Annotated in this window: 29 protein-coding genes; 10 read left to right on the forward strand and 19 right to left on the reverse strand. The window is 55.1% G+C overall.

Annotated features, from left to right (window positions below; all coding sequences use genetic code 11):
- Positions 1 to 85 precede the first annotated feature (85 nt).
- The gene (locus tag PSH88_RS17495; protein ID WP_305483310.1) at positions 86 to 706 is read right to left on the reverse strand and encodes a cell wall hydrolase; all 621 of its coding nucleotides are present in this window, start codon (positions 704 to 706) and stop codon (positions 86 to 88) included.
- A gap of 189 nt (positions 707 to 895) precedes the next feature.
- Here PSH88_RS17495 and PSH88_RS17500 point away from each other — a divergent pair, with 189 nt between their 5' ends.
- Both PSH88_RS17500 and chrA read left to right on the forward strand, forming a co-directional pair.
- Positions 896 to 1,747 carry a CAP domain-containing protein gene (locus PSH88_RS17500; RefSeq protein WP_052963006.1) on the forward strand — a complete coding sequence of 284 codons (852 nt, stop codon included), beginning with the start codon at positions 896 to 898 and terminating at the stop codon, positions 1,745 to 1,747.
- A gap of 35 nt (positions 1,748 to 1,782) precedes the next feature.
- Positions 1,783 to 3,141 (forward strand): chromate efflux transporter, encoded by a 1,359-nt coding sequence (gene chrA / locus PSH88_RS17505; RefSeq protein ID WP_305421734.1) that lies wholly within the window; start codon positions 1,783 to 1,785, stop codon positions 3,139 to 3,141.
- Between the two features lie 12 nt (positions 3,142 to 3,153).
- On the opposite strand, the gene PSH88_RS17510 is transcribed toward chrA, so the two are convergent.
- The 5 genes from PSH88_RS17510 to PSH88_RS17530 all read right to left on the reverse strand — a co-directional run bounded on the left by PSH88_RS17510 (position 3,154) and on the right by PSH88_RS17530 (position 6,073).
- Positions 3,154 to 3,552 carry a DUF5329 domain-containing protein gene (locus tag PSH88_RS17510; RefSeq protein ID WP_305421735.1) on the reverse strand — a complete coding sequence of 133 codons (399 nt, stop codon included), beginning with the start codon at positions 3,550 to 3,552 and terminating at the stop codon, positions 3,154 to 3,156.
- A gap of 64 nt (positions 3,553 to 3,616) precedes the next feature.
- On the reverse strand, positions 3,617 to 3,859 hold the full coding sequence (locus tag PSH88_RS17515) for a hypothetical protein (protein WP_305421736.1): 243 nt from the start codon (positions 3,857 to 3,859) through the stop codon (positions 3,617 to 3,619).
- 124 nt (positions 3,860 to 3,983) lie between these two features.
- Positions 3,984 to 4,220 carry a hypothetical protein gene (locus PSH88_RS17520; protein WP_305421737.1) on the reverse strand — a complete coding sequence of 79 codons (237 nt, stop codon included), beginning with the start codon at positions 4,218 to 4,220 and terminating at the stop codon, positions 3,984 to 3,986.
- A 61-nt stretch (positions 4,221 to 4,281) separates the two neighbouring features.
- The gene (locus PSH88_RS17525) at positions 4,282 to 5,070 is read right to left on the reverse strand and encodes a DeoR/GlpR family DNA-binding transcription regulator (protein ID WP_305421739.1); all 789 of its coding nucleotides are present in this window, start codon (positions 5,068 to 5,070) and stop codon (positions 4,282 to 4,284) included.
- Between the two features lie 109 nt (positions 5,071 to 5,179).
- Positions 5,180 to 6,073 carry a LysR family transcriptional regulator gene (locus tag PSH88_RS17530; RefSeq protein ID WP_305421740.1) on the reverse strand — a complete coding sequence of 298 codons (894 nt, stop codon included), beginning with the start codon at positions 6,071 to 6,073 and terminating at the stop codon, positions 5,180 to 5,182.
- Positions 6,074 to 6,158: 85 nt separating this feature from the next.
- On the opposite strand from PSH88_RS17530, the gene PSH88_RS17535 reads away from it, so the two are divergent.
- A complete protein-coding gene (locus tag PSH88_RS17535) occupies positions 6,159 to 6,992 on the forward strand; it encodes an NAD(P)H-dependent oxidoreductase (RefSeq protein WP_305421741.1) in 834 nt (277 codons plus the stop codon).
- A 391-nt stretch (positions 6,993 to 7,383) separates the two neighbouring features.
- Here the strand turns inward: PSH88_RS17535 and PSH88_RS17540 are convergent, their stop codons facing one another.
- A complete protein-coding gene (locus tag PSH88_RS17540; RefSeq protein WP_305421742.1) occupies positions 7,384 to 8,712 on the reverse strand; it encodes an alkaline phosphatase D family protein in 1,329 nt (442 codons plus the stop codon).
- Positions 8,713 to 8,987: 275 nt separating this feature from the next.
- On the opposite strand from PSH88_RS17540, the gene PSH88_RS17545 reads away from it, so the two are divergent.
- Entirely contained in the window at positions 8,988 to 9,380 is a 393-nt protein-coding gene (locus tag PSH88_RS17545) for a VOC family protein (RefSeq protein WP_305421743.1), read from the forward strand.
- A gap of 336 nt (positions 9,381 to 9,716) precedes the next feature.
- Here PSH88_RS17545 and PSH88_RS17550 read toward each other — a convergent pair whose 3' ends face one another.
- Positions 9,717 to 10,409: a formyl transferase gene (locus PSH88_RS17550; RefSeq protein ID WP_305421744.1), complete on the reverse strand. Its 693-nt coding sequence runs from the start codon at positions 10,407 to 10,409 to the stop codon at positions 9,717 to 9,719.
- Positions 10,410 to 10,935: 526 nt separating this feature from the next.
- Between PSH88_RS17550 and PSH88_RS17555 the strand changes: the two genes are divergently transcribed.
- Entirely contained in the window at positions 10,936 to 11,154 is a 219-nt protein-coding gene (locus tag PSH88_RS17555) for a PLD nuclease N-terminal domain-containing protein (RefSeq protein WP_305421745.1), read from the forward strand.
- A 133-nt stretch (positions 11,155 to 11,287) separates the two neighbouring features.
- On the opposite strand, the gene PSH88_RS17560 is transcribed toward PSH88_RS17555, so the two are convergent.
- Complete coding sequence (locus PSH88_RS17560; protein ID WP_305421746.1) at positions 11,288 to 11,710, reverse strand: HD domain-containing protein; 423 nt, start codon at positions 11,708 to 11,710, stop codon at positions 11,288 to 11,290.
- A gap of 15 nt (positions 11,711 to 11,725) precedes the next feature.
- On the reverse strand, positions 11,726 to 12,115 hold the full coding sequence (locus PSH88_RS17565) for a hypothetical protein (RefSeq protein WP_305421748.1): 390 nt from the start codon (positions 12,113 to 12,115) through the stop codon (positions 11,726 to 11,728).
- Between the two features lie 603 nt (positions 12,116 to 12,718).
- Between PSH88_RS17565 and PSH88_RS17570 the strand changes: the two genes are divergently transcribed.
- From PSH88_RS17570 to PSH88_RS17590, 5 genes are all read left to right on the forward strand, one after another.
- A complete protein-coding gene (locus tag PSH88_RS17570; protein WP_305421749.1) occupies positions 12,719 to 13,012 on the forward strand; it encodes a fructose-bisphosphate aldolase in 294 nt (97 codons plus the stop codon).
- 393 nt (positions 13,013 to 13,405) lie between these two features.
- Positions 13,406 to 15,064: a P-loop ATPase, Sll1717 family gene (locus PSH88_RS17575; protein ID WP_305421750.1), complete on the forward strand. Its 1,659-nt coding sequence runs from the start codon at positions 13,406 to 13,408 to the stop codon at positions 15,062 to 15,064.
- Positions 15,065 to 15,114: 50 nt separating this feature from the next.
- Complete coding sequence (locus PSH88_RS17580; protein WP_305421752.1) at positions 15,115 to 15,666, forward strand: hypothetical protein; 552 nt, start codon at positions 15,115 to 15,117, stop codon at positions 15,664 to 15,666.
- A 240-nt stretch (positions 15,667 to 15,906) separates the two neighbouring features.
- Complete coding sequence (locus PSH88_RS17585; protein WP_305421753.1) at positions 15,907 to 16,488, forward strand: hypothetical protein; 582 nt, start codon at positions 15,907 to 15,909, stop codon at positions 16,486 to 16,488.
- A gap of 137 nt (positions 16,489 to 16,625) precedes the next feature.
- Positions 16,626 to 17,534: an alpha/beta fold hydrolase gene (locus PSH88_RS17590; protein WP_348529736.1), complete on the forward strand. Its 909-nt coding sequence runs from the start codon at positions 16,626 to 16,628 to the stop codon at positions 17,532 to 17,534.
- A gap of 45 nt (positions 17,535 to 17,579) precedes the next feature.
- On the opposite strand, the gene PSH88_RS17595 is transcribed toward PSH88_RS17590, so the two are convergent.
- The 9 genes from PSH88_RS17595 to PSH88_RS17640 form a co-directional block, all read right to left on the reverse strand.
- Positions 17,580 to 17,780, reverse strand: a complete 201-nt coding sequence (locus tag PSH88_RS17595; protein WP_305421756.1) for a TauD/TfdA family dioxygenase — start codon at positions 17,778 to 17,780, stop codon at positions 17,580 to 17,582.
- A gap of 103 nt (positions 17,781 to 17,883) precedes the next feature.
- Positions 17,884 to 19,428, reverse strand: a complete 1,545-nt coding sequence (tnpC, locus tag PSH88_RS17600) for an IS66 family transposase (protein ID WP_305421757.1) — start codon at positions 19,426 to 19,428, stop codon at positions 17,884 to 17,886.
- Positions 19,429 to 19,446: 18 nt separating this feature from the next.
- Positions 19,447 to 19,806 carry an IS66 family insertion sequence element accessory protein TnpB gene (gene tnpB, locus PSH88_RS17605; protein WP_049285761.1) on the reverse strand — a complete coding sequence of 120 codons (360 nt, stop codon included), beginning with the start codon at positions 19,804 to 19,806 and terminating at the stop codon, positions 19,447 to 19,449.
- The gene (locus PSH88_RS17610) at positions 19,733 to 21,400 is read right to left on the reverse strand and encodes an L-tyrosine/L-tryptophan isonitrile synthase family protein (protein WP_305421758.1); all 1,668 of its coding nucleotides are present in this window, start codon (positions 21,398 to 21,400) and stop codon (positions 19,733 to 19,735) included. The genes tnpB and PSH88_RS17610 overlap by 74 nt, the downstream gene beginning before the upstream one ends.
- Before the next feature lie 27 nt (positions 21,401 to 21,427).
- A complete protein-coding gene (locus PSH88_RS17615; RefSeq protein WP_348529769.1) occupies positions 21,428 to 22,144 on the reverse strand; it encodes an HAD family hydrolase in 717 nt (238 codons plus the stop codon).
- The gene (locus PSH88_RS17620) at positions 22,144 to 23,139 is read right to left on the reverse strand and encodes an isocyanide synthase family protein (RefSeq protein ID WP_305421760.1); all 996 of its coding nucleotides are present in this window, start codon (positions 23,137 to 23,139) and stop codon (positions 22,144 to 22,146) included. Before PSH88_RS17620 ends, PSH88_RS17615 begins: the two co-directional genes overlap by 1 nt.
- Positions 23,140 to 23,647: 508 nt before the next feature.
- Positions 23,648 to 24,343 carry a hypothetical protein gene (locus PSH88_RS17630; protein WP_305421761.1) on the reverse strand — a complete coding sequence of 232 codons (696 nt, stop codon included), beginning with the start codon at positions 24,341 to 24,343 and terminating at the stop codon, positions 23,648 to 23,650.
- 124 nt (positions 24,344 to 24,467) lie between these two features.
- Positions 24,468 to 24,899: a hypothetical protein gene (locus PSH88_RS17635; protein ID WP_305421762.1), complete on the reverse strand. Its 432-nt coding sequence runs from the start codon at positions 24,897 to 24,899 to the stop codon at positions 24,468 to 24,470.
- An 84-nt stretch (positions 24,900 to 24,983) separates the two neighbouring features.
- Positions 24,984 to 25,532 (reverse strand): cupin domain-containing protein, encoded by a 549-nt coding sequence (locus PSH88_RS17640; RefSeq protein WP_008011722.1) that lies wholly within the window; start codon positions 25,530 to 25,532, stop codon positions 24,984 to 24,986.
- Positions 25,533 to 25,661: the final 129 nt, after the last annotated feature.

Raw genomic sequence — 25,661 nt, forward strand, 5'->3', positions numbered from 1 at the left:
ATTGCGGGGAAGAGTATCCACCGTAAAAAAACCGTAAAATTCTACCGACAGCACGCTCCGCCAACGACCATCCAGCGACTCGCACCTACTTCGCCGCCCCGCCACGAGGTTTATAGAACAGGAACTTCCGGGTCTCGGCCGTCCTGGTGTATTTCTTCGCCCAGTCGGGTTCCACCGTTCTGTCGTGGAAATACAAAGCACCATGGGTTCGGTCCTTGAGTTGCTTGTTGAGCGCCTTGCGCGCGATTTCCTTGGCGAGGACATACTCGTCGTCTTCCTTTACCTGATCCGCACGTCCGTCGCACCACCACGAAAACTGGCAGGAGCCCGTTTCAGAACCCTGCTTGACCACGGCGCACACCGTTTCGGGAAAACCCTTCTGGCCGAGCCGGTTCATGACCACGCTGGCGACGGCTTCCATGTCCGCACCGGCCACACCTTTGGCTTCCCAATAGATGCTGCGTGCAAGGCAGGTGATTGCATCGTCCAGAGGAGCTGCGCCCGCCGGATCGACCGCCTGCACTTCGGAAGGGGTGATGACCGCGGACTTGGGCACTGCAAGGTCGCTGTCCTTCTCGGCGGCTTTCTCTTCCAGGACCTGCGCCTTGTCTTCAGCCACTTCCTGTTTTTGCTCCTGATCGGTCGCCAATACCTCGCCGCCTAGAAGGATGATTGCGAAGCAGGTGACTACCCATTTTAATCGCATGATCGATACTTCCGATGACACTGGCTTGAGCAATGAAGCGGTGATGTTGTGGCGCTGACCTGCTGTGATTGTAGTCGTCGCCAGTCATTCCAGCCGCCTGACAATAAACGCATTACGGCGCAAAAAGGCATTGCGTCCAGAGGGGTGAAATCGCGCATCATGGACGCAGTCCGTCCAAGGGAGAATTTCATGCGCAGCTTGTCATCCGTTTTGCATCTTGCCGTGTTGTCATTCGGGCTGGTGTTCAGCGTCGCCGCGTCGGCGGCCGATGAAACGCAGCTGGTCGAGTCGATCAACGTTTACCGCAGCCAGGCGCAACGCTGCGGCGGCCAGGCGTCTTCGGAGTTACCGCCACTGGCGAGCGATCCGCGCCTGGTCCTGTCCGCCAACAGCATCGGCGACTTGCAGCAGGCACTGGCCCGCGCGGCTTATCCGATGGTCAATGTGCAGGCGATCAGCTTGTCCGGCCCGCGTGATGCGCCGTCCGCCATGAAGGCTATTCAGGAGAGCTTCTGCCAAGTGGTGCTGGACCCGCAATTCGTCGACATCGGCGTCAGCCGCGATGGCCGTGAATGGCGCATTGTGCTGGCGCGTCCGCTATTGACCGGGCGTTTGGGTGATTGGCAGGCGGAGGGACAGAAACTGCTTGAAGCGATGAACAGCGCCCGCGCTCAGACGCGCCAGTGCGGCACTCAAGCCTTTACCGCCACGACGCCGCTGGCCTGGAACGCCACACTGGGCTCCGCGGCCGAGACCCACAGCCGGGCCATGGCCAACAATAACTATTTCGATCACAAGGACCGCGACGGCCGCACACCGGGTGATCGGGCTGAACTGGCGGGTTACGCCGGTCAGCAGGTCGGTGAGAACATCGCCGCCGGGCAAGACACGGTTCGCAAGGTGGTCGATGGCTGGCTGGCCAGCCCCGGCCATTGCGCCAACCTGATGAACCCTCAATTTCGCGAGCTGGGCGCGGCTTACGCGGTGGACCCGAAGAGTGACGCGGGCATCTATTGGACGGCGATGTTTGGGACGCCGTGAAGGCTTGAATCGACAGTTGAAAAAGGAATCGTCATTTGAATAAAGCCCCCTCCTCGACCGTCGAACAGGACCTGTCGAAGCCTGAGGCCATCAGCCTGCGGGAAGCGTTTCTGTTCTGGCTGAAGCTCGGATTCATCAGTTTCGGCGGGCCAGCCGGACAGATCTCGATCATGCACCAGGAGTTGGTGGAGCGCCGACGCTGGATCTCGGAACGGCGCTTTCTGCATGCCCTCAACTACTGCATGTTGCTGCCCGGGCCGGAGGCTCAGCAGCTGGCGACCTACATCGGTTGGCTGATGCACCGCACATGGGGCGGCCTGATTGCCGGCGCGCTGTTTGTGCTGCCTTCGCTGTTCATCCTGATCGGGCTGTCGTGGGTGTACATCGCCTTTGGCGAAGTGCCGGTGGTGGCCGGGCTTTTTTATGGGATCAAGCCTGCCGTGACCGCCATTGTGGTGCAGGCGGCCCACCGAATCGGCTCGCGGGCATTAAAGAACAACTGGCTATGGGGAATCGCCGCGGCCTCATTCACGGCCATCTTCGTGTTCAATGTGCCGTTCCCGCTGATTGTGCTGGGCGCTGCGATTATCGGTTATTTCGGCGGACGTCTGGCGCCTGAAAGGTTCAGGACCGGGGGCCACAGCGCTGCGAAAAAATCCTTCGGCCCGGCCTTGATCGACGACGACACCCCGACTCCCGAACATGCCCGTTTCAGCAGTTTTAAATTGCTGCGACTGCTGCTGGTGGGTGCGGTCTTGTGGGTGCTGCCGATGGGGATTCTCACCGCCCTGTTCGGCTGGGAAGGCACCCTGACCCAGATGGCCTGGTTCTTTACCAAAGCAGCATTGCTGACGTTCGGCGGCGCGTATGCCGTGCTGCCTTATGTGTATCAGGGCGCTGTTGGTCACTATGGCTGGCTGACACCCACGCAGATGATCGATGGGCTGGCGCTCGGCGAAACCACCCCCGGGCCGCTGATCATGGTGGTGGCCTTCGTCGGTTTTGTCGGCGCCTATGTGCATCAGGTGTTCGGCCCTGATCAAATGTTCCTGGCCGGCGCCCTCGCCGCCACGCTGGTGACCTGGTTTACCTTCCTGCCTTCATTCCTGTTCATCTTCGCTGGCGGTCCGCTGGTGGAGTCGACGCACAACGAACTCAGGCTCACCGCGCCGCTGACCGCGATTACCGCGGCGGTGGTCGGCGTGATTCTTAATCTGGCGTGTTTCTTCGGCTACCACGTGCTGTGGCCCAACGGCTTCAGCGGCCAACTCGACTGGCCTTCGGCGCTGATCGCCATTGCAGCGGCCATTGCCTTGTTCCGCTTCAAGCGGGGGGTGATCGAGGTGCTGCTGGGTTGCGGGTTGATTGGATTGGCGGTGCATCTGCTGCGCTAGCGCCCGACAAAATCAATGAAGTTGCCGCTGCCGCTGTAGCTCGGTCTTCAACCAGAGGTTGGCCGGTTGTATACCTGCCGGACAGCGCACTTCATAGGCGAGGCCACTCTTGCTGCTCTGGGTGGCCGCCTGCTCAATGAAGTCTTCTGCGCTGTTTACCTTGTCCTCCTCCTCAAGGTACTCCAGCTTCTTCTGCAGATGCGCCCGGGCCTGAGGGCCGTGGTATTCGCTGCCGTTGCGCACAAACCGGCATTCGCTGTGCTCGATAAAGTCCAGCAAGCTGTTTATTTCCTGAGTGGCCTGAGGTGAGGTTTGTGCCTGGGCATTGAACGCCATGATGGTCAGGCCGATACCCGCCGCGATCAGCCTTTGACCGAGGGGTCGAGTGATATGCCAAGTCAGAAATCCCATGGTTATTCCTCAGGAAAGAATTCAGAGCGGCAATGACCCCGCTCTGAAACCGGGCGCGAAAGGGTCAATCGTCGCCCTGGTTGTCATTGTCGTCACGGTCGCGGTGTCGACGGCGATCATCACGGCGATCATAATCCCGGTCATACCCTCGACCATCGTAATAATAGCCTCGGTCATGGTCGCGACGGTATTCACGGCGGTGATCATGATCCCGATCGTACCTGTCTCCATCTTCCCAATGAGGATAGCAACCTCCCAGCAGGAGAGTGCTTGCAATGGTCAGGGTCATTATCGCGATGCGCTTCATTTGAACGTCCTAAAAGGTCAGGGCTGCGGGGATGAGGTGACGCTGGCGGCGAATTCAATTGCCGTGCGTTCAAACCCATCAATACGACCTTCCAACCGATCAATGATTCATTCAGCGCCTGGCCTTACAGCGTCCTTTGGCTGTTCCCGATGGTTTTGGCTTTTTCGATGGCCCACTCCATCGCAGCCTCCATGTCCAGCAGATGCGGCGACGGGTGGTTGTCCTCGACGATGACCGAGCCGTCCGGCCGGTAAACACCGATGAACATCTTCAGCGAGCCATCTCTTAATATCTCGGCTTTGACCTCGATGCTGCATCCGTTCGATAGCGTTTCCGAGTGGATCATGTGGCGCTCAGTCATGACTGCATTCCTCCCGTCGTAGCTATCAGCGTAAACCATGCAGCGCCGAGCGCGATGACGCTCAAGCGTCTATCTGCACCACCTCGATCCCCAGCTTTTGATAATCCTCGACATTGCCCGAGGCCACGTGACGTTCGGTGATCAGCGTATGCACACGGTTGCAAGGCGCAACAACGAAGGGCTCCACCGCCCCCAGTTTGTCCGCGGTGGTGACGGCAATCACGTGGGAAGCGCTGGCGAGCATCGCCTGCTTCACCGGCACCTCATCGAAATGCAGCGAGCTGATGCCGACTTCCGGATGAATGGCGCAGACCCCGGTGAACACCAGGTCGGCCTTGACGCCTTCGATCAGCCGCAGGGTTTCATGGCCGCCGGAAGACATCGTCGCGGGATTGAGCTGACCACCGGCGACGATCACCGTGATGCCTTTATATTCGGCCAGGGTGATCGCGATCATCGGCGACGCGGTGATGGCCGTGATGGAGATGTCAGCGGGCAGCGAGCGCGCGATCTGCAGCGTAGTACTGCCGGAATCGAAAATCACGATCTGGCCGCTTTTGACCCGGCGTGCGGCGAGTTGGGCCAGACGGGTTTTCACCTCATCGGTTTCGCCGACCCGGGTGAAGTAATCCTTGCCCGTGTCCTTGGGCCGTGGCAGCGCCCCGCCGTGCACCCGCTGCACCAGCCCGGCGCTGGCCAGCTCTGACAAATCCCGGCGGATGGTGTCTTCGGACACCGTGAAATGCTGGCTCAATTCGGAGGCCATGACCTTGCCGTCGCGTTCGAGGATCAGCAGGATTTTCTGACGGCGCAGTTGTGGGAGTTCGGCGGTGGAATGCTCGACTTGCATGGTTATGCCTGTTTTTGCGTGTTTGTGCGAGATTAGCCAAACACCGGGATGAACACAACCAGCAGCAATGCCAGGCGCTCCCACAGGGATTGTGTTTGACTGATGCCCATCACAACGCACTCACGATGAACTCGCGCAACCATTGATGCGCAGGGTCGCGATGCACCCGTTCGGCCCAGAGCATCGACATCTCATAACCCGGGACTTCAAGCGGTGGCTCGACCACTTCTAGCGCACGCGCATCGCGAACCAGCCGCGACGGCAGCATCGCCACCATGTCAGTACTCTCCACCACCGACCGGACAAACAGGAAATGGGGAACCGACAGCACTACCCGGCGCGTCAGGCCCACCTGCGAAAGCGCTTTATCGGTAACACCCTGGAAGCCCCCGCCATCCGGTGACACGATCACCTGGTCGAGCTCACAGAACTGCTCAAGCGTTGGCCGCTTTTTCAACTGCGGATGGCCTGCCCGCCCTACCAATACATACCGCTCGGTAAACAACGCGCGGCGCCGCAAGCCGAGGGGCGCGTCCTCGCTGGTGTGAAAAGCCAGATCGATTGCCCCCTGCTCCGCTTGTCTGGCGATCTGTGACGGAACCAGGTCAAACACCGCCAGACGCGTGCCCGGTGCTGCCGAACGCAGCCCTGCCAACGCTGGCAACACGATGGTCGACTCACCGTAGTCAGACGCCATGACATTCCACGTCTGCCGTGCCTCGGCCGGGTTGAAAGGACTGGCGGGCGATACAGCGCGCTCCAAGGCTTCCAGTGCCTGGCGCAACGGCTCGCGCAACTCATCGGCCCTGGCCGTGGGCCGCATGCCCCGTGGCCCTGGCAGCAACAGCGGATCACCGAAAATGTCCCGCAATTTGGCGAGATGAACACTCACTGAAGGTTGAGACAAATTCAGGCGTTGCGCCGCACGGGTCACGTTGTGTTCCGAGAGCAAGACATCAAGGGTCAGCAGCAAGTTGATGTCCAGACGTCGCAGATTATTCATGACAATACCTAGCATATTGGTTATTCATTTCCAATATACCGGGCAACATCCGATTCTGCAGGCTCCTGATACTGGAGACTGCGCAATGAATGTTCTGCTCGTTTATGCCCATCCCGAACCCAAATCCTTGAACGGTTCACTCAAGGACTTTGCCGTCAAACGCCTGGAGGCTGCCGGCCACCAGGTGCAGGTCTCCGATCTATACGCGATGGACTGGAAGGCCTCGCTGGATGCCGATGACAGTCCCGGCCGGCCGACTGACGCGCGGTTCGATCCTTCGCTGGACTCCAAGCGCGCCTTCGAAGAAGGCCGGCAAAGCCAGGACATCGCCCTCGAACAGGAAAAACTGCTCTGGGCCGATGCCCTCATTCTGCAGTTTCCGCTGTGGTGGTTCTCGATGCCGGCGATCCTCAAAGGCTGGGTGGAACGCGTTTATGCCTATGGGTTTGCCTATGGCGTGGGGGAACACTCCGATGCGCGCTGGGGCGACCGCTATGGGGAAGGTACGCTGGCGGGCAAACGGGCGATGCTGATCGTCACCGCAGGTGGATGGGAGTCTCATTACAGCCCTCGGGGCATCAATGGGCCCATCGATGATCTGTTATTCCCCATTCAGCACGGCGTACTGTTTTACCCCGGCTTCGACGTGCTGCCACCGTTCGTGATCTATCGGACCAGCCGAATGGATGAAGCGAAATTCACAACGACCTGTGACGCCCTCGGACAACGGCTTGATGACCTCGGGAGGACCGCGCCGATTCCTTTCCGACCGCAAAATGCAGGGGCGTATGACATCCCGCAACTCACGTTGCGCCCCGAGATTGCTTCGGATCAGTCTGGCTTTGCGGCTCACGTCGGAGAGGCTGAACGCGATGAGCCAGGCGTACGTGCGCCATCCGCAAAAGCGCGCGCCGTGTAGAACAACCTGGCTACCCGCAAACACGAAAAAGCCCGCACAAGGCGGGCTTTGGAAATCGATGTAGGTGGCCAGTGCTGGTCTCTGGCTTACAAGGTTTATCGGGCCTCTCACAGAACAGGATTTTTAACTTTGGGCTGTTCTGCCTCACACGGCATAAGGGCTGGATCTCAGCGCGGAGATCTTTCTAACCGTGTACCCTTGGGAGCGCGCCCCACGCTTCCTCGCTATCCCTTTGCGCATCAGTCTGCGTCTTCACCTACAGCTTCAGAATAGCAAATCATTCGAGGCCTGGGTCAGGCTTTTTAGACCGATTCTCTTCCAAGGAAACAGTGGGAGGATTGAACAATTCTAATGGCGCGCGCCCTCACCACAATGGATCTCTTCTTCCCCTCTACGGGTGAAATTTCCCACTCGGCCCCGCGCCCGTTTTTGTTGTGCGAAAAATCTTATAGCCCACCGTTTGCTTGTTCGACGTCATATCGACATCGATCACCATGACATTCGAGTGATTACCGTAAAAGGAATCCGGATCGATACACGACAGCGTGGAAATTCCATTAGGCAGGGTGTGCGAGTGGTTCATGTTGTAGATCTGTTCGGGCCTGATGTTGGGGGTGTACTGGTTTATCGGGCTGGACATCAATTCATTGATCACCGTGCTTTTCTCACCGCGCGAAACCTCCAGCGTGGCGTGATAGGACGTGTGCATGTCGCCCGTCAGGAAGGTCAGGCGTGTCACGTTTTTTTCCAGGACATGCTCAAGGATGCGGCTTCGCTGCTCCTCGAAAGCAGGGTCCGACCATTTGTCACCTTCAGAGTTTTTCACCACCCCCACGAACGGCACGCTGGTGACAACGAACTTCAGGTCATCGCGGTAACGCGACAGCCAGCGCAACAGGTCCTCTTCCTGAACCTCATCGAGCAGGCGCCTTTGCGCTGTACTTCGGTAATAGCGGGTGTCCATGACAAAGAACTTCACCGCGCCGTAGTTGAACTCGTAGTGGTAATGATGCTCGGCATGACGGCTCGAAGGGTTGTGCGAATGCTGAAACTCCCAATACGCCTTGATGGCGGCGTTCGCCAGCGCTTGCGTGGACGAGCCGGTGGCCGTGTCGAAGTTGTTGATCAGTTCATGGTCGTCAAGAATCATGTAATGGGACAACTCTGTCAGCGTCCGGCGCGCGGGCACACAGTCCTCCCAGGCATCCAGATACTTGTCGCGAAAGAACTGCACATCGATGGAGGGCTGGCGCGGAATGTCCGAGTAAATCTGGTCGCCGCAATGGATCATAAAGCGTGCGTCGTTGTTTTTGGCCACACGAGAAATCTCGACCCAGGCGCGGTCGGGTCTCTCCAGTATCCCGAGCGAATGAAGATTGCAGGAGCCAAGCACGAAGGAGAATGACCCGGTCAGCTCCACCGCTGGAAAGGTGCGAAAGCGCCCTTCGGTATAGGCATCACGAACTCGCTCATCGGCTGCCGCACCGCGGGTCTTGCCGAAGGCCACCTTCACGACATAAGGCGTATCGGGATCGAGTTTTTTCCACTCCAGAACGCCGGTGTAGAACTCCATCGGCTGGGCTTCGAGCACCTTGGTGGGGCCTGTCGCGTTGTTGTCGCAATCCACCACATCAACAAAAGCCACCGGCCAACGCTCGCTGGCGCGTACCCAAACTTTAATCGACGTATCGGTGGTATGACCAAGAATGAGCCGTGCCATCTGATTTCCTCCTGAAACCTGAGCAGCAGTTCAGTCGATAAATCAGTATCGCGCCACCAAGACATCACACCCGACGCGTAGACGGGGTCAAAGGCTCTACATCGGTTATTCGATCGACGTAGGAGCTGCCGAAGGCTGCGATCTTTTGATCTTCAGCACATGACAGTCCACGATTTCAAAAATCGTTGAACGGAGAAATTGTGGTCTGTCCCGGTATTTCACCTCCAACTTCTGCTAGATTTGCCAGCCCATGGCACGACAAGGAATGTTCGCACATGAAATTCGGCTACCTGATCATCTACGTCCCGGACGTCCTCACCTCCCTGCAATTCTTTGAAACAGCATTCGGAATCACCACCCGATTCCTCCACGAATCCAACACCTACGGCGAACTCGAAACAGGGGAAACTGCTCTGGCCTTCGCCGCCGATGAACTCGCGGCGATGAACTTCAGTGCGGGTCACATCTCGGCCCACGCCTCCGTCAAACCATTGGGTATGGAAGTTGGCCTGGTGACCGACGACGTCGCCGCCGCCCACGCCAAAGCGCTGAACGCCGGCGCCACCGAAATAGCCGCCCCGCTCGTCAAACCCTGGGGGCAAACCATCTCCTACGTTCGCTGCCCGGATGGCACGCTGGTGGAGCTTTGCACTCCAGTCCAGGCTTGAGCAACAGGCAAAAAAAGGAGTATCGAAACACCGGGACAGTCCACTATTTCAAAAATCGTTGAATGGAAAAATTGTGGTCTGTCCCGGTATTTCACGAGCATTAGTTTCGAACACCATTGTCATATGCACCACCCGTGAAATGTCCCATATAGGGCATTTCCCTCATTCGACCTGACCAGTCATTTGCATCGGATTTGACCAGCACGATTCGTGGACATGACCGGCAGAGAACGACCCAACACAGACGTTGAGCGACGCCAACCTTTTGCGGCGTCGTTTTGAGCTTTTCAATGCTCCAGCAACAAGGCCTCAGTAAGCCTTGCCGCCGTTCAGCTCTCAAGGAGCGCTTATCCGCAACGGAAATCCGTACGATTCGAAAAGATCCCAAACGTCCTCGCGATCGAAGAGCCGCCACCCCTGTGTCGTGAACTGCATCAGGTCATCCTCGCCGGGAAAGGAGTAGTAGGCCCCGGCAGATGGATCTTGAGACGTCCCCGTCATGGGCTCATCGCGCTCCAAGCGCCTGATTGCGTTCATGATGAGACGGGCGCCTGGTTGATAAAGTGAAAGGATGTGCCACAGCAAGGAGCGTTCCTTTTCGACTGCCACGCGCGCAGTCTCAATGATGCGACCAACATCAATGCCGGGACTGTCGATCCAATGGAGAGTACAACCGATCTCCGGGTCCCCGTTCAGCAGCGCCCGGAAGGTCGCGAGAACACCTCGATATTGAGGCAAGAGGCCAGAGTGAAGATTGAGGACGCCGCGTGGCGGAATTGCCAATGCTTCATTCCTCAGGATTTGACCAAAGCGGATTGAGATGAACAGATCCGCTCCCGCATCCTGCAGCATTTGCAGGCCCGCAGGATCCCTCAAGCTGGGCAATACCCGCACAGGAACCCCAAAGCGTTGCTGCAGTTCTGCAAAACCGAATCGATGCCCGCTGCTGACCTGGTCGCTCGATCCGATTAACCCAGGGGCCAAGGCATTGAAGAAGTCCTGCTCGATCAATGCCAGTTGTCCGAGCATGCGTGGCACCTTCCTGCCCGATCCCACTCTCTCCGAGAGGAATATTCCCACTGTGCTCTCGTGAATCTCGGGCAACAGGAAATTGAGAGTGAGATTGCTCTCCACGTCCCGGTTCACCAGAAAAGCGATTCGCAACTTCAGACCTCCTCCGGCAGACCTGCCTTGAGATGCAGCAACGGCCAATTCAACACAAGCGGATCGATCCCATTTCCATTGTTTTGCCACGACGTATGGACGCAAGGCCCGATCTGCTCGATCAATTCCGGCATCAGACCTAGCATAGTTGCTATTTCGTCATTGCTACGCCCCCCCCCAGCAGCTTCTGGCCGTTCTCTGCCGATCATGGTTACAAAGCGTGCTGGTGAAATCCGATGCAATCGGTGGTCAGAACGAATGCAAATGACTGGTCAGGGCGAATGCAAACGGGTGATCAAGTGGAGTGCAATTGCGCTCCCAAGCCACCCCAAATTTAATGAACCCCGCCCCCACCCGCTCGCCTAACTGAATGACTATCAGGAGGTGACTAATGCAAATCGAAACAATCTGGGTCGTGCTCACAGCAGTACTTGTACTGATTGAGTTGTGGGCGATAAATCGGGTGCGAAAAGCCGAAGGTAAATCGAGCAACAAACTGGTGTGGATGGTGGTGATCGTGTTTGTGCCGCTGATTGGGTTGATAGCATGGGCCTTGGCGGGACCGAAGCACATCGCCCACAACCCGCATTCACCGCAGACCAGACAATAACGCCGAACGGCGTGCGGTAACGATCTGGGAACTGCGCAATTTCAAAGAACAAAGCCCTGATGATTTGGGGCTTTGTCGCTTCTGGCTGGAACACCCTCCAGCCCTCGCGCCGGCAACACGATGCCAACACTCACTACGAACGCAACACCCCGATCGCCCGCCGATACTTCTCAACGCGCTCCAGATCCTCCCATGACGGTTGAGCGATCCTCGACAAGTCGCTGTTCTCTTCCAGATCCGCCAGTTTCACCACCCGCCCGATCGGGTTCTGCGCCGCGCGCTCGACAAACTCCTCGTAGGACTCGTCCGGCACCTTGGTCACCGACGCAATTGCCATTAGCACCGTTTCGCTGAAACCTTCGTTACGCAGATCGTCGAAGCTGATGCCGCAGTCCTCGACCACGTCATGCAACACCGCGACGATGCGTTCTTCCAGCGTGTTCACCCGCAGCATGACTTTCAGCGGATGCAGGATGTAAGGCGCGCCGCCCTTGTCCACCTGCCCCTCATGCGCCGCAGCGGCAATGGCAATGGCGCGTTCCAGTGTCTGACTCATGGGGTTCTCCTCGGGTTAAACGCCGTAGCGGCCAGTGAGATGAATGTTGCGCTTGAACCACCCGGCAATCGCCCTCCACCGCCCCACAGGCTTGGCACCCTCAGCATGGCGTTCGAGAATCATCGATACCAGCGTCGCCTGATCAACGCCCGGATGACCGTCCACCAGCTCAGCGACCCAGCCACAACCGGCCTTCTGCACATGCAGACGCCAATCACCCGGCCACGCCTCAAGTCCCGACGCCGCCAACCACGCCGCTCCGCCCTGCTCGCAATGACCGCCGCCGATGGACTGCTCGAAACAAAAAGGTGTGTCCGGACGGGAAAGGTCAATGTGGAAGAGGTAAATGTCCTGGGTTTTGTGCTGTGGCGTAGGGGCGTTGTTGCGGCTGCCGATTTCGATCATGGGGTGCGTTCCATCCTTGAATTCCCGTTGGCTTTCAGTCTACGACGGTGGTGATGCTGAACGGAAGCAAGCGTCCTCGCCGCCGAAAACCCCGCGCCTGATCGTTCGATGAGTGCATGGCCAGGATTTTGAAGTCCGAAAATCTTGTAGGAAACAACCGTTTGTGGCGAGGGAGCTTGCTCCCGCTGGGCTGCGAAGCAACCCCAAACCCTGCTAGCCCGTTTCCTCAGACCCACTGCAACGCCCGGTTTTGCGGCGGCTGCGCCACCGAACGGGGGCAAGCCCCCTCGCCACAGTGACCGCGTGTGGTCCTACAGCCCGGTTGCGGCTATCAAAATTGCTGCCTAGAGTGGTCTGTCACTGAGCGAATTCAGCGATAGGGTTTCGCAGCCCTGACGATACGTGTAGTAACCTTGCACCCCATAACCAGCAACGGTCGCACAAACGCGCCCGTACTCCGTTTTATGGTGGCTGTGTGTGGGAGACCTTCGGGTCTGCCGGGTTCCTCGTATCCTCGGTCTGCGAACCCGCACATAGCTACCACCCATTTGTTTCGCAGCGAACGGCAGTAGCTCTTCTTACAGATTCGAGGAAGATTTACTTATGAGTACTAACAACCCGCTCCGCCACTACACCCCGATGTCCCATTTCGCCACCGACCACCCCGTCCTACTCATCGATGCCGACGCCCCACTGCGCGAACTCCACAACTGCCTCAGCGAACGCCTCAGCGCCGTCCTCAAATACCTCAACCTCATGGCCTGCACCAGCCTGCCGGACTACGCCGAGCATGACATCAACACCGTTACCAACATCGCCCGGATCATGGTCCAGGATGTGAGCGATGTGTTTCGAGTGATTGAACAGCGTGGGTTTGAGGCACCTAAAGGGCAGTAACAGATTATCGGCTGAAAAAACCCGCATTATTGCGGGTTCTTTATTTCCTGCTTTGAAGCTATTTTCTGTTTAGTCTCTGAGCTTTATTGAATAAATAACTATTCCTTTCCCTCGCGTCATTTTTTTGTCCTCCACATCACCCTCGATGGTGCGATGATTCCACGATAGACTCAGTTTAAGGCGCAAAGCCATAACACAGAAAAACTTGTAGTTTTCATGGAAAATATGCGCGCCCTAGCTATGCTTTCCTCAATAACCGGCATGTATTTCTAACCAAAGACGCTTCTGTATAAGAGGAGGCTACTACTCGGCATTGTTTGTAGCAAACTGCATATTCCAACCAACACATAGGATAAAACCGCAGTCGAGCCGTATACCAACGAGAACGCCGCCATGGAAGAAAAAAAATTAAAAATCACTAGAAACTTAAAAATTGGAGCCTTAGATGCAGAAGGAGACTCCGAACTACTTAATCGTTGTTTTGTAGATAACGGCTATCTCGATCGTCTATTGGATGTTGAATCCCCGGCATCTATTATACTTGGCAGAACAGGCTCTGGAAAAAGCGCGCTACTATACAAAATAAAATCTAGCGCACAGAAAGTTGTAAACCTTGACCCCAATGATATCTCAGTTAGATTCCTAGAATATTCAGACATCATTCAGTTTTTTGACGCCTTAAATATAAACCTAGATCTATTTTATAAACTTTTGTGGCGACACGTGCTGACTGTTGAGTTCCTGAAACTTAGATATGATATAAAAAGCGAATACGAAAGCAAGAGCTTTCTGGATGGTATATTCAGCAAATTCAGTAGAGATGTGACAAAGCGAAAAGCATTAGAGTACTTCAATGAATGGGGCGATAGATTTTGGTTGGATACAGACGAGCAACTTAAAATAATAACTAAAAAGCTTGAGACAGACACAAAGAGCAGTATTGGCGCAAAATACTCCGAAGTATCACTGACATTAGATGGGGCAAAAAGGCTTTCTGACGAGGAACGCTGTGAGATAAAGCAGAGAGCCAGCTTAGTCGTAAACGGGCTTCAAATTAGAAAACTCAACGAAGTATTGGACTTACTGGCAGAACACTCTTTTGATGATCCACAGAAAAAATTCTACATCCTGATTGATCAACTTGATGAAGAATGGGCAGGCACGGAAACTAGAGTCAGGTTTATCAGAGCACTAATTGAGGAAATAAAAACGTTCAGGAGAATAAAACAAACAAAAATTATTGCCGCCCTTCGGAAAGACTTATTGGTTTTAGTTTTTGATGTAACTCGAGACTCTGGATTTCAAGAGGAAAAATATGAGTCTTATATTCTCGAGTTACGCTGGTCACCTGAGGAACTTGAGCGCCTTATAGAACTTCGCATAAATGAAGTATTCAAAAGCCAGTACACAAAACAACAAATAATACTGGATGATATTTTCCCAAAAGCCCGTAAAGGAGGCGGACAAACATCCATTGAGTTCATAATAGAAAGAACTCTTCGCCGCCCCAGAGACGTTTTGCAATTTGTAAATGAAAGTTTTGCAATTGCTTCAGATAGAGAACGAGTTTCGTGGCGCTCTCTATTTGCCGCTGAAGCCCAATATTCTGAAAAAAGATTAAAATCTCTAAAAGAAGAATGGGGCGAAGTTTATCCCTCCTTCGACGACACCATTGAAATCCTTCGCGGACTCAAAGCAACATTTACGCGCTCATTGATTAAGGACTCACGTCTCGAGGAGGTAATGCTAGCACTTTACGAGCATAAGAATAGCGACCCTTGCTCTACCATCGTTAAAAAATACTATGATTCACAAGGCATAAAAGAAGCGGACATTTTGTCCAGCATGCTTTCCTGCTTATATCGGATAGGCGCGATTGGTGTAAAAACTGGTGCAATGGATACGTATATATGGTGCTACGTGGACCAAGCCTCAGTAACACGAGGCGAAATAAAGCGCGTAGAGCATATGAAAATCCATAAAATGCTTCATCGTGCGCTGGATATAATAACAGAACAACGGGAGATTTTTGAGGCGGTCGATTTGGATTGATGCTTACTTCCAAACTCAGTCGAAATTAATCATTAGAGGTAGTAACTACCATGATGCGACTCGTAAATTTCCTAACATCGTTATGGGGGATCCTCACGGCCGCCGCAGTACTTTTTCCAGGCGCCGCCGCAATTTTAAAATTACCCATCGCGGTAGAAAACTCACAAATCGGAGCGTTATATCCGACATTCGGCAGCATCATTGCAGCTTTCTCCCTGTTATTTCTTACTGCCTACCAAGACAAACTATCGTCTTTAACTCTCGCAAGAAATATCTCAACCATGGCGGCAACATTGGCAATAATTTCATTATTCACCTTTGTAGGCATTAGAATTTTTGCGCTAGACATTGATTACGAACGAAGAACGATTGACACAGAAAGAAATCTTCTTGTGCAAGAGGGGAAAATCCGAGGTCTCATATTGTACTCAGAGAAGATCTATACACCAACAGCCCTAGCTCCTTCAGAGACACAAAGCAAGAGGGGTGACCCTTGGGATTTAGCGTGCCTAGCCTCTTTCATCTTAATGTTTAGCTCACTCACAGTGGCGTTTGGCTCTTTGGGAATACACACATATCAAAAGCACCGTGGTGTACTTTAACAATAACAGCAAAGGGGATAACCTATTGATTTAGACACAAATCAAATAGATTTTTTATCCGACAAATACACCCCTTTTTTGTATTAAATTTTTCATGAAAAAATCGGCTACAACCTTATCCACCCAGAGTTCGAAACAACATCTGGACATTATTTCCTCACGATGATAGATGTAAACTCTATCGCTTAGGCTGGGTAGCGTCCAACCCAATCCGGTGAACCCGCGCAGTAGGAGCTTACCTTGGTTAACTTCAATTACTTCAGAACTCTTGATCCAGAAACTGCTGATCTCGCCCGTGAACTGATTGATGCCAATATCAATCAGCGCTCCGAATTTTCTTCCTTCGTGAACCTTTGGATGGGTTTCAACGGATGGATGGAGTGTGTGACCGACGCGAACACTGACGCGGAAATGATTACTGCGCTGGTCAGCCATCAGCGGCTTTCGGACGCTTACGATGACCTCATGAAGCACTGCCCGGACTTTCAGGAGAAAGTGGAGATATTCGCAACGATGTGGCCGGTTCTGAATGTCCGCGACGTACGTCGGAAACTTGGCCGAGACGCGTTCTGGCGATTTTCGCGAGAAGAATTGATGGCAGAGGTCGTGCGCGAAAATGTCAAGCTTCAACCCATCACATGGAGCGCTGGCGATGTTCCGACTTGGCCGCATCTACTTCGAACTGTCTATGCTGTTCGATGCAACCTATTTCACGGCTCCAAATCACCTCAGAATTACCGAGACCATGAGCTTGTTGTGAGTTGTGACAAAATCCTTCGGATGTTCATCGATCATACTGGTTGCTTCGAGTGGCGTGATTGATAGGTTTGCTTGTTAATCCGTCCGGACTAGAGCAGCTTCAAAGCTAATGACAAAAAGGTGATAGATCTATTTTCTGACCGCCAAGCCCCTTCCACTGGCTCGGAGCCCCTTCCACGCCTACGTCTGGAGCCACCATCATGACCCGCGTCCTATTGACTGCTCTTATGCTGCTCGCTCTAAGCATTCCAGCACACGCCCAAATGCCTCCATTCCCCGCCTCCTTCCGCACTCAAAACATCCCGGCAGGAGACGTCACCCTCCACGTCCGCATCGGCGGCAAAGGCCCAGCCGTGGTCCTTCTACATGGCTTCGGCGACACCGGCGACATGTGGGCGCCACTCGCCGCAGACCTGGCCCGGGATCACACGGTCGTGGTGCCGGACCTTCGCGGTATGGGCTTGTCATCGATCCCGGACAGCGGCTACGACAAGAAGACCCAAGCCGCCGACATCCGTGCAGTGTTGGCAGCACTGGGTATCGAACACTCGGTGGTCATCGGCCACGACATCGGCACCATGGTCGCCTACGCCTACGCCGCGCGTTATCCGCAGCTCACCGATCGCCTGGTGGTGATGGATGCGCCAGTGCCGGGCATTCCGCCCTGGAACGAGATTGTCCGCTCACCGATGCTTTGGCACTTCGACTTTGGCGGGCCGGATGCTGAACGCTTGGTCGCCGGTCGTGAGCGCATTTACCTGGACCGGTTCTGGAACGAGTTTGCAGGCGACCCCAGCAAGGTGGATGAAGAAACCCGTCAGCATTACGCCGCGCTCTATGCCCGCCCCGACGCCATGCGCGCAGCCTTCGCTCAGTTCCGCAGCATTCGCCAGGATGAGGTGGACAACAAGGCTTCAATGGCGACGCGGCTGACGATGCCGGTGCTGGCCATCGGCGGTGAAAAATCCTTTGGCAGCAATGAAGCGATCGTGATGCGCAATGCGGCGGACAAGGTCACGGAAGTGGTGATTCCGGGGGCAGGACATTGGCTGATGGAAGAAGCGCCAACGGAGACTATTCGAGCGATTCGTGACTTTATTGCGCAGTGATAGAGAAAGAAGGCCCTGTCTCCAGGGCCTCCCAGACAACAGCAATCAGTAAACCTGCACCCGCCACAACTCCCGCGAAGAGGAAGCCGGCGACATCGGCAGCCTCCCATGCAGCGTCCGATAGTTATCGATCAACACCAAATCCCCCTCACTCCACTGATGAGCAATCAGACACTCCGGGTCATAAACCAGTGCATTGACCTGTTCCAGCAACGCCTGTTGAGCCTGCTCGTCATGGTCCTGCACAGCCTGGCTAAGCGTCTGCAGTGTCGAGTCGGTGCCCTCTTGGTAACGCAGAATGAGTGTATGCGATCCATGAACCCCACCTACCTAAGGATGGGTTAGCGATTTACCGTGGCATTTCCGGGGAGCAGTTCCATGGCAGCAAAGCTTCGTAGTCCTCTATCGATGAAGCGTGCGGTAACCGCTCCAGTACGTGGCGCAGCCACGTATAGGGCTCTTGGCCGTTGACCTTGGCGGTCTCGACCAGGCTATAGATCTGCGCGCTGGCGGTCGCGCCGTTGGTGGTATCGCTGAACAACCAGGCCTTGCGCCCGATGACAAACGGCTTGATCGCTCTTTCAGCGGCGTTATTGTCGATGGGTAAATAACCGGCTTCGATATAGCGCTCCAGCCGGCTCCAGTTGTTCGCCAGATAATGCACAGCCTTGCCCAGTGCACTTTGCGGCGTCACTTGGGATTGGGTTTTATCCAGCCAGCTTTTCAGTTGAGTCAGGATAGGCAGGCTCTTTTCCTGGCGTCCGATAAACCGCAGCTCATCGTTGGCGTCCTTCAACTCACGTTCTATGCCGTACAGCTTGTTGATCATCGTCAGCGCGATATCCGCACGCCCAGTCTTGCCCTTGGGCTGCACTTTTTGCGCTTCAACGAACTTGCGTCGCGCATGGGCCATGCAGGCCAGCCGTTCGACCCCCGGTTGCAACGCCAAGGCGTTATAGCCCGCGTAATCATCGGTCATAACATAGCCGCGATAACTTTCCAGCAGACGCAACGGAACCTCCTGCGCACGGCTGGACGTGTAGTCGAACAATACGACTTTGCGATCTGGCGGGCCGCTGGCTTGTACCCACATCCAGGATTGGCTGGTCGGGTCTCGATCTGGCTCTTTCAATACTTGAACACGGGTTTCATCGCAGTGGATCACCGGGCTTTCCAGTAATCGGTCGCGCATCAGGTTCAGCAGTGGCTGAAAGTGTTCGCTGCACTGGATCACCCAGCGAGCCAGTGTTTGCCTTGGTATATCGATGCCGTGTCGACTTAACACCGTCTCGAAACGATGCAGCGGCAAGCCATCGACATACTTGGTGGTCAGCAACATTGCCAGCACGCTTGGGCTGGCCATGCTCTTTTCGATCAGTTGAGCCGGTTTGTCGGCGGTGACCGGTGCCGTTTCGCAGTCACGGCAACCATAAACCTTGCGGATATGTTTGATGACACGGATCTGCATCGGCACGATATCCAGCTGTTCGCTGATTTCTTCGCTGATCACATGCTTGCGGCAACCGCAGGCACAGGTCAGTTCGTGCTCGGGCAGTTCGTGGATCACCTCGACACGCGGCAACTCAGCCGACAATGGCTTGCGTTTACCACGGCGCGACACCGGGGCAACGACTTCTTCTTCGACATCGCCGATCAACGGCATCGGCTCGCTCTCGGGCTCATTGAACAGTGCAAGTTGCGGCGTATTGGGCTCCGCTGTCTGCTCGGACTTACGCCCGAACAAGCGGTCGCGCAACAGCTTGATCTGTTCTTTCAGGTCAACGATGTGAGTCTGGTAAGACTGGACCACTTCTCCCTGGCGATTGAGTGCATCAAGCAGCATCTGCTTGAGCAAAACGGGGTCATCAGGAAGGTCGTCGGGCAGAGAAATCATGGCCCGGATTATACCGGGTCAGGCTACGTAGCGTGGGGTCAAAACCTGGTGAGGACGGTTGCGCCACAGGTCAAAACCGTCAAGCAGCCAGTTCAGTTCCTGGACGGTCAGAACGATCACTTCATCGCTGAGATCAGGCGATGTTTTGAATCGTTCGGACTCCAAGCGCTTAAGCCAAAGGCAGAAGCCGTTGCGCTCCCAGTACAAAATCTTCACGCGGTTACGGGGCTTGTTGAGAAAGACGAAGAGCACGGGATCGAACACCGCCACTTTTATATCCAGCTCGACCAGCGCAGCGAGGCCATCAATGGACTTTCTGAAGTCCACGGGCTTGGGGTAGAGATAGACTTTTTCGACTTTGGCGTCGGGTCGCATCATGGCGAGCTGGCTCCTGAGGGAATCGGGAGCACAGCATCCGTGATCGGCTATGCACTTTGAATGTGGGGTTCATGGAGCGGTTACGAATGAGTTCGCCGCTGCGGGGGTGATGATCCACCAGGCTGTACATGCGTGGCGAACCACCGAAGTAGGTCATTTTGGTGTAGTAGGTGATGTTCACATCCTGCCATTGTCGGGCGACTTGCTGCCCGACTTTGCGCAGTACGTTTCGGCTGTCAACGATGGTGGTTTGGCCCTCGCCCGGCTGCGGTGCGGTCTTGCAATACAGCATGAATTTGCTGGCGCAGAATTTCGGGTTGCGTTGAACCTGTGCGTCGCTGTCGGGCAGCATGTTCAGGTCCCAGTGCAAAGGCGTTTTTTCCAGCGAGTGCACCACACCTTGGGGTTTGTCCGCAGGCTTGACCACGTGTACGGCACCGAAGGCCCATTCGTACAGCGTGCCGAAGCGTTCGCAGCTGCGGGCGAAACTGTCCTGATCGTCGAAGCGACAGCCCTTGAGGCAGACGAAACCGAAGGTTTCCACCAGCGCCTCCAGCAGACCCGTGGACAGTCGCTCGAAACCCAGCCCCAATGGGTCCCGCACTACCAGGCCAAAGAGCGGAAGTTTTTGCAGTTCGTATTCGAAGCCTTTGGCCTGAGGGTTTTCTGTTTGGTGGTAGAGCCATGGCCGGCCTTGAAAGGTGACCAGCACATGGTGGTCGAGGTCGACTTGGGCGCGGGCGCGAAGGGTTTGGCTACCATCGAGGTTGCACACCGGTACGGCGTGCCAGGGGCTGTCGACACGGGTCAGCCCTTCGGCCAAGCCGAAGGTGAATTTGGGCCCGGCATTGCTGTACTGATGGACCGACAATCGAATGTCATCGCCGAAGAAGCGATCCACTGCCGCATTCAGTGCCTGCCCTCGATACATCATTTGGTAGGCTTTGAAGTTGATTTGCTGCAGGTACTCGTCCTCGCTCTGCCCGTCTTCACGGCACAGACGCAGGTCGTTGTAGAGGTGACTGCAGAGGTTGTCATGCGCCCGGCTGAGGGATTCATCATCGCGGCTCTGCTCGATCAGGTCCCCGAGGTTTTTCCACGGCAAGCGGGCCTGCTTGATCAGGCTGGCACGAACCGACTCGGCACTTTGGGCCTGTGGGAACAGGTCTTCCATGCTGACCCACTGAATCGTGTGGGTGGTGCACAGTTCACGCAAAGCCCGGTTGTAGGTCTCGCGAACGTCGTCGGCCACCCCGACGATGTCATTGAACGTCGTGCCGTCACTGAGGATCGACACCACACAGCCCGGAGCGTGCAGCGCGGCGATGGCTTGGCCGAGTTGGTCGAGGCGTTCGATGGCGATGACCTCGCCGTAGTCCGGCAGCACGCCGAATGTCTGGTCAATGGCGTTCGGCGACTTGCAGGGAAAACCCGGCAGTACCAGACGCACCGGCAGGCTCTGATCGAAGTAATGCCCCAGGCGTAGCGCGAGATGCGCTCTGCCTTGTGTGTCGAAACAATCATCCGTGCCTTTGAGCAGATAACCCGCGAGCAAATCGCTGACGGCAGCGATCCATGCGTCTCTATGTTCCATAGAACAACTTCCTTGAGAGTGTGTGTATCAATAGGATTTAACGGTGTCGCCATGCTCGGTGAACGCATGCGCTGTACCGCAGACTTGCTGCAGAATGCGCAGCAACCCGGCCGGCTGTTCGCAGCAGAAGTTCGGGGCCTGGGCCTGCAATGCTGGGCTCAGGCCATATCCCCAGGTGACCGCCGCCGAGTACATGCCTGCAGCACGGGCGGTCTTCAGATCGATCTCGGTGTCACCGACGAACAAGCAGCGTTGCGGATCAACCGACAATCGCCGGGCGGCTTCCCATGCGACATCCGGCTGAGGCTTGAGCGCCCTGCCCGCGCGATGCCCCAGAATCGTCCCGAAGGTACTTTGTGGAAGCAGCGCATCGGCTACTTGCCGGGCCATTTCGTCAGCCTTGTTGGTGACGATAGCCAGCGGCACTTCCAACTGGCGACAGCCTTCAAGCAATTCCAATACGCCGCTGAATGGCCGGGAAAATTGAAGCAGGTTGTTTTGGTAGAGCGCTACATAGCGCTGGTGCATGGCGAGCGCATCAGCGACACCAAACTGCGTGGCAACTCGCTCGATCATCGCCGTGGTGCCGCCGCCGATGTAACCGCGCACTGTTTCTGTAGTCAGCGTCGGACAACCGTGCTCGAGCAATACCTGGTTCAGGCACCAGGTGATGTCAGGCAAGGTGTCGACCAAGGTCCCATCCAAATCGAAGAGTACGGCTTCGACCGGCAACCGAGACGCCATCATTGAGCACTCGCGTAGTGACAAGGACGCCCCTTGCGGAACACTAAGCGGTGGTAGCGTTCATCGACATTGCTGCGTTTTTCGAGGGTGACCACACCCCGTCGCTTGATCGCCACCGAATGCCAGGGCGTACGCCACAGGTCACTGGTTGGCACCAGCCGAATACCGATCTTCGTCGACACCGCCAATTGCGGGTGAATCGACAGGCGCAGGCAATGCGGGTAGCGCGCCTGTAACAGCGCACTCCAGGCTTCACTGCGCTGGATCACCCGCTGCGAGGCCGGTTTGGCGACCTTCTTCACCGCATTAAGGCTCATGCCGGCGAATACTTTCAGTCCCGAGTAATCCTCGGACAGGAAGCGATGGATACCGCAGTACATCAACATCATGTGCGGATCATCCTTGAAGCGCTGCTGCAACAAGATCAATGACTGACCGTGCTCGATCATCATCTCCTCACGCATGGCGTCCAGACAATCCAGCGGAGGATAGGCATCCCTGAGATCGAAATGGGCGAACGTGCCGGGATAGTGCTGTTCGGCATAGTCCTGGATAGCGTCGGTGTAGGCTTTGACGTCCGCATCGGGAACATGCACCAGGTCAGAGAACACATAGCCATCGGAGCAGATATGAATCAGCGCCCCCGGTGCGTAGATCTCCTGGATCTCCTTGCACAGGCGATGTAACTCGTCGATTGCATGATGCTCAGCAAGATCAGGCAGATGGCTGAGGGTTTTCTTGCGGCTGGGCGACTTGCCGGGAAAGGCTGGCAAGACCATTTCGACCTTGCGACCGCTCTCGACCGCCTGCATGACTTTCGCTAGATGGGGTTCCAGTACCTGCAACGAAAGTTCGGGATCCTGCCCCGGGGCAAGGCTACGACGTCGAAACAGGCATTCGAGGATTTGCTGGGCAATGTTCATGTGTGGGGTGTTCTGGTGCTCGTGCATCAGCTGACCGCACACCTGTTGAGCAACGGTGTTTGAACCTTGCATAGACAATCCCTTGTGTGGTGAATAACGGCCATTTCTTGGCCTCAGCAGATATTCCTTACCTGCGGGCGGCTAAATTCCTACAAGTCGTGAGGGCTGTCAATCGTGGCAATCAGGAATATTGCGGGCTGCACGATTCCCTCCCGTGGTGTAGGCACCGATGCATTGGTCCCGTATCGCTTGAAGGCGAATGTCGAACGCCATCTGGGCATCGCAGTGCGTGGCTCGTCTAATCTCGAACATTTCATTCCCCATTAACCATTGGTAGACGGAGAACTAAAAAGCCCCGTCCATTTCTGGCGGGGCCTTGGGTAATTACGTCATATCCTGTGAACGCATGACCTCATGGCCCGCCAGAAGCGGTCATGGAGGTGCATATCATGTTCATGTGGCGTGTGTAGGTCATGGGCTGATAGTGTTTTGGAGATCCGGGTTGTCAATTTTGAGGGATAAATAAATGCGTCCCCTTTTAGCCCGCCGTCCCTTTTAGCCCGCACTCTTTTAGCCACATTCAAGGTTTGTACTTTAGGTATTGTTTTTGCCCTTCGCTTTTTAATAGCCCAGCTTTAGGCACCTGAAATGTACGGAATGAGACGCCCGATTGGTCTGTATGCTCACGCTTGAGCAAATAAAACATATCGTCCGACTCCGCCACTTGGCATGCAGTGTAACTGTCAAGATTACGATACTCCAGAGTACGCTCTTCACACTTTGCTGCTGTTTTGAGTGCAGCATTACGACCGGACTCTGAGGGTATACTGACGGTGATATACCACGCGAAACTGGCAAATCCAGCAAGCACTATAGAGGCAATTAAAAACTTTAAGGGTACGCTTAACTCACTGGCTCGTTGGCGTCTTCGAAATATCCACCCAGATAGATTCGGTTGTGACGACAACTTCTTTCCTGGTTCTTCGCTCAACGCTATCACTATCGTAAAGGCAAAAACCAACGCAACGCTAAGCAAGATGGCCGCAATGGTCGCTCCTAGCCCAGCACCACCGTAGGCAGCAAGCTTTTGGGCACTAAAATTCATGCGATCAATTGGTACATCAAGAGTTAAATAATATTTCTCAAGGTGTGCGTATCCACTCAGAATGAAAGCTCCTAACATACTAGCGATTAAGAGCGACACCTCAACACTCCAGTACTTTTTGGATCGCTCCAATTCATTTACGCTTCTTAGCTCAAACCCTGACTCGCCCATTTCTGGATCTCCTTGCGATATATAAACTGGACTCCTTCACCATTAGATCAGGCAGTAAAAAGTAACAATACTATCTTACTCAAATACTTCCACCACCTTGCCCGCGTCTAAATCATGAAATCAATTAACGCCTTCTGCCCGGCTTCCAGACATAGTGAGAAAATACAAACATGGCACATACAAAAGCAAAAAATAAAACTCCAACGGCACCCCAGTTAGGCAAACCACTCAAGAATTTGATTTTATCTATCTGGGGGATAAAAACCACGGTTCCAATTGAAGCACCGATGAAGATTCCTACCCTGGAAGCTCGCACACTGGTGTAACTGCCATTCAACGTGTCATCGAGCTCCGTTTTCCGCAATCTTGGAACGTAGAAGCGCAAACCGAGAAAGCAAAGAACCACGTAAATTGCAAGCCAGATCGCATTAAAGTACGTGTCATCCAGGGCTATTAATTGTTTCAGCCCCAGCATGACTATCGCGGAATAAAAAGCTGCACAGGCAAAGACCATAGGCCATGCCCAGAGGTAATAGCGAATTTTTTGAACTTCCATAAACACATAATCCATCATGCGTGCAACATTAAAACCCTCAGAGCCCCGTATCCAATACGGGGACAACCTGAAGTTGTTAACTAATCAAAAGTTAGCCGGTGTGTTAGCACTGATGATTTCAGCCTCATCCGCCCCAATATTGCGAAACCGATGCGGCAGCGTCGTCGGAAAGTAATACCCATCCCCGGCATTCAACACACTAATCTGACCATCAACAGTGAGTTCAACAGTGCCACGGGTAACGAGCCCACACTCCTCCCCTTCAGCATGCACGATGGGCTCTTCACCAGAACTCGCCCCAGGTGCGTACTGCTCGCGTAAAAGCCGCATCTGCCGACTCGGCACCGAAGCCCCGATCAGCAACAACCGCAACCCATGACGGCCGAGATCCGGCTGTTCATTGGCGCGGAACACGTATTGGTGCTCACGCGGCGGTTGGTCGAAGGTGAAGAAGTCCGCCAAGGACATGGGAATGCCTTCGAGCAGTTTTTTCAGGGAGCTGACGGAGGGACTGACGCGATTCTGTTCGATCAGGGAGATGGTGGCATTGGTGACGCCGCTACGCCGGGCCAGCTCGCGCTGGGACAGTTTGTAGCTTTCGCGTACTAATTTGAGTCGTGAGCCCGTGTCCATGACAGCCTTATGCGAAGAATACTTAAGGGGTAATGGGGGTGGGTGGCGGGCGACTGGTGGCCGCGGATTACGCCGTTTCCCGTCCCGGAACCGTGGAAGGCGGGTATTAAATCACGTTTGTTGGTGTTG

Origin of the sequence: Pseudomonas wuhanensis (genome assembly GCF_030687395.1) — a bacterium.
GTDB classification, from domain to species: Bacteria; Pseudomonadota; Gammaproteobacteria; order Pseudomonadales; family Pseudomonadaceae; genus Aquipseudomonas; species Aquipseudomonas wuhanensis.

Excerpts from the sequence above, each read along its gene's own strand:
- PSH88_RS17620 (WP_305421760.1), bottom strand. The coding sequence starts at position 23,139 with ATGCAAGGTTCAAACACCGTTGCTCAACAGGTGTGCGGTCAGCTGATG.
- PSH88_RS17500 (WP_052963006.1), top strand. The coding sequence starts at position 896 with ATGCGCAGCTTGTCATCCGTTTTGCATCTTGCCGTGTTGTCATTCGGG.
- PSH88_RS17565 (WP_305421748.1), bottom strand. The coding sequence starts at position 12,115 with ATGATCGAAATCGGCAGCCGCAACAACGCCCCTACGCCACAGCACAAA.
- PSH88_RS17515 (WP_305421736.1), bottom strand. The coding sequence starts at position 3,859 with ATGAAGCGCATCGCGATAATGACCCTGACCATTGCAAGCACTCTCCTG.
- PSH88_RS17495 (WP_305483310.1), bottom strand. The coding sequence starts at position 706 with ATGCGATTAAAATGGGTAGTCACCTGCTTCGCAATCATCCTTCTAGGC.
- PSH88_RS17615 (WP_348529769.1), bottom strand. The coding sequence starts at position 22,144 with ATGGCGTCTCGGTTGCCGGTCGAAGCCGTACTCTTCGATTTGGATGGG.
- PSH88_RS17590 (WP_348529736.1), top strand. The coding sequence starts at position 16,626 with ATGACCCGCGTCCTATTGACTGCTCTTATGCTGCTCGCTCTAAGCATT.
- PSH88_RS17555 (WP_305421745.1), top strand. The coding sequence starts at position 10,936 with ATGCAAATCGAAACAATCTGGGTCGTGCTCACAGCAGTACTTGTACTG.
- PSH88_RS17510 (WP_305421735.1), bottom strand. The coding sequence starts at position 3,552 with ATGGGATTTCTGACTTGGCATATCACTCGACCCCTCGGTCAAAGGCTG.
- PSH88_RS17640 (WP_008011722.1), bottom strand. The coding sequence starts at position 25,532 with ATGGACACGGGCTCACGACTCAAATTAGTACGCGAAAGCTACAAACTG.
- PSH88_RS17525 (WP_305421739.1), bottom strand. The coding sequence starts at position 5,070 with ATGCAAGTCGAGCATTCCACCGCCGAACTCCCACAACTGCGCCGTCAG.
- PSH88_RS17540 (WP_305421742.1), bottom strand. The coding sequence starts at position 8,712 with ATGGCACGGCTCATTCTTGGTCATACCACCGATACGTCGATTAAAGTT.
- PSH88_RS17575 (WP_305421750.1), top strand. The coding sequence starts at position 13,406 with ATGGAAGAAAAAAAATTAAAAATCACTAGAAACTTAAAAATTGGAGCC.
- PSH88_RS17520 (WP_305421737.1), bottom strand. The coding sequence starts at position 4,220 with ATGACTGAGCGCCACATGATCCACTCGGAAACGCTATCGAACGGATGC.
- tnpC (WP_305421757.1), bottom strand. The coding sequence starts at position 19,428 with ATGATTTCTCTGCCCGACGACCTTCCTGATGACCCCGTTTTGCTCAAG.
- PSH88_RS17545 (WP_305421743.1), top strand. The coding sequence starts at position 8,988 with ATGAAATTCGGCTACCTGATCATCTACGTCCCGGACGTCCTCACCTCC.
- PSH88_RS17530 (WP_305421740.1), bottom strand. The coding sequence starts at position 6,073 with ATGAATAATCTGCGACGTCTGGACATCAACTTGCTGCTGACCCTTGAT.
- PSH88_RS17630 (WP_305421761.1), bottom strand. The coding sequence starts at position 24,343 with ATGGGCGAGTCAGGGTTTGAGCTAAGAAGCGTAAATGAATTGGAGCGA.
- PSH88_RS17635 (WP_305421762.1), bottom strand. The coding sequence starts at position 24,899 with ATGGAAGTTCAAAAAATTCGCTATTACCTCTGGGCATGGCCTATGGTC.
- PSH88_RS17560 (WP_305421746.1), bottom strand. The coding sequence starts at position 11,710 with ATGAGTCAGACACTGGAACGCGCCATTGCCATTGCCGCTGCGGCGCAT.
- PSH88_RS17535 (WP_305421741.1), top strand. The coding sequence starts at position 6,159 with ATGAATGTTCTGCTCGTTTATGCCCATCCCGAACCCAAATCCTTGAAC.
- PSH88_RS17550 (WP_305421744.1), bottom strand. The coding sequence starts at position 10,409 with ATGCTCGGACAACTGGCATTGATCGAGCAGGACTTCTTCAATGCCTTG.
- PSH88_RS17610 (WP_305421758.1), bottom strand. The coding sequence starts at position 21,400 with ATGGAACATAGAGACGCATGGATCGCTGCCGTCAGCGATTTGCTCGCG.
- tnpB (WP_049285761.1), bottom strand. The coding sequence starts at position 19,806 with ATGATGCGACCCGACGCCAAAGTCGAAAAAGTCTATCTCTACCCCAAG.
- PSH88_RS17570 (WP_305421749.1), top strand. The coding sequence starts at position 12,719 with ATGAGTACTAACAACCCGCTCCGCCACTACACCCCGATGTCCCATTTC.
- PSH88_RS17580 (WP_305421752.1), top strand. The coding sequence starts at position 15,115 with ATGATGCGACTCGTAAATTTCCTAACATCGTTATGGGGGATCCTCACG.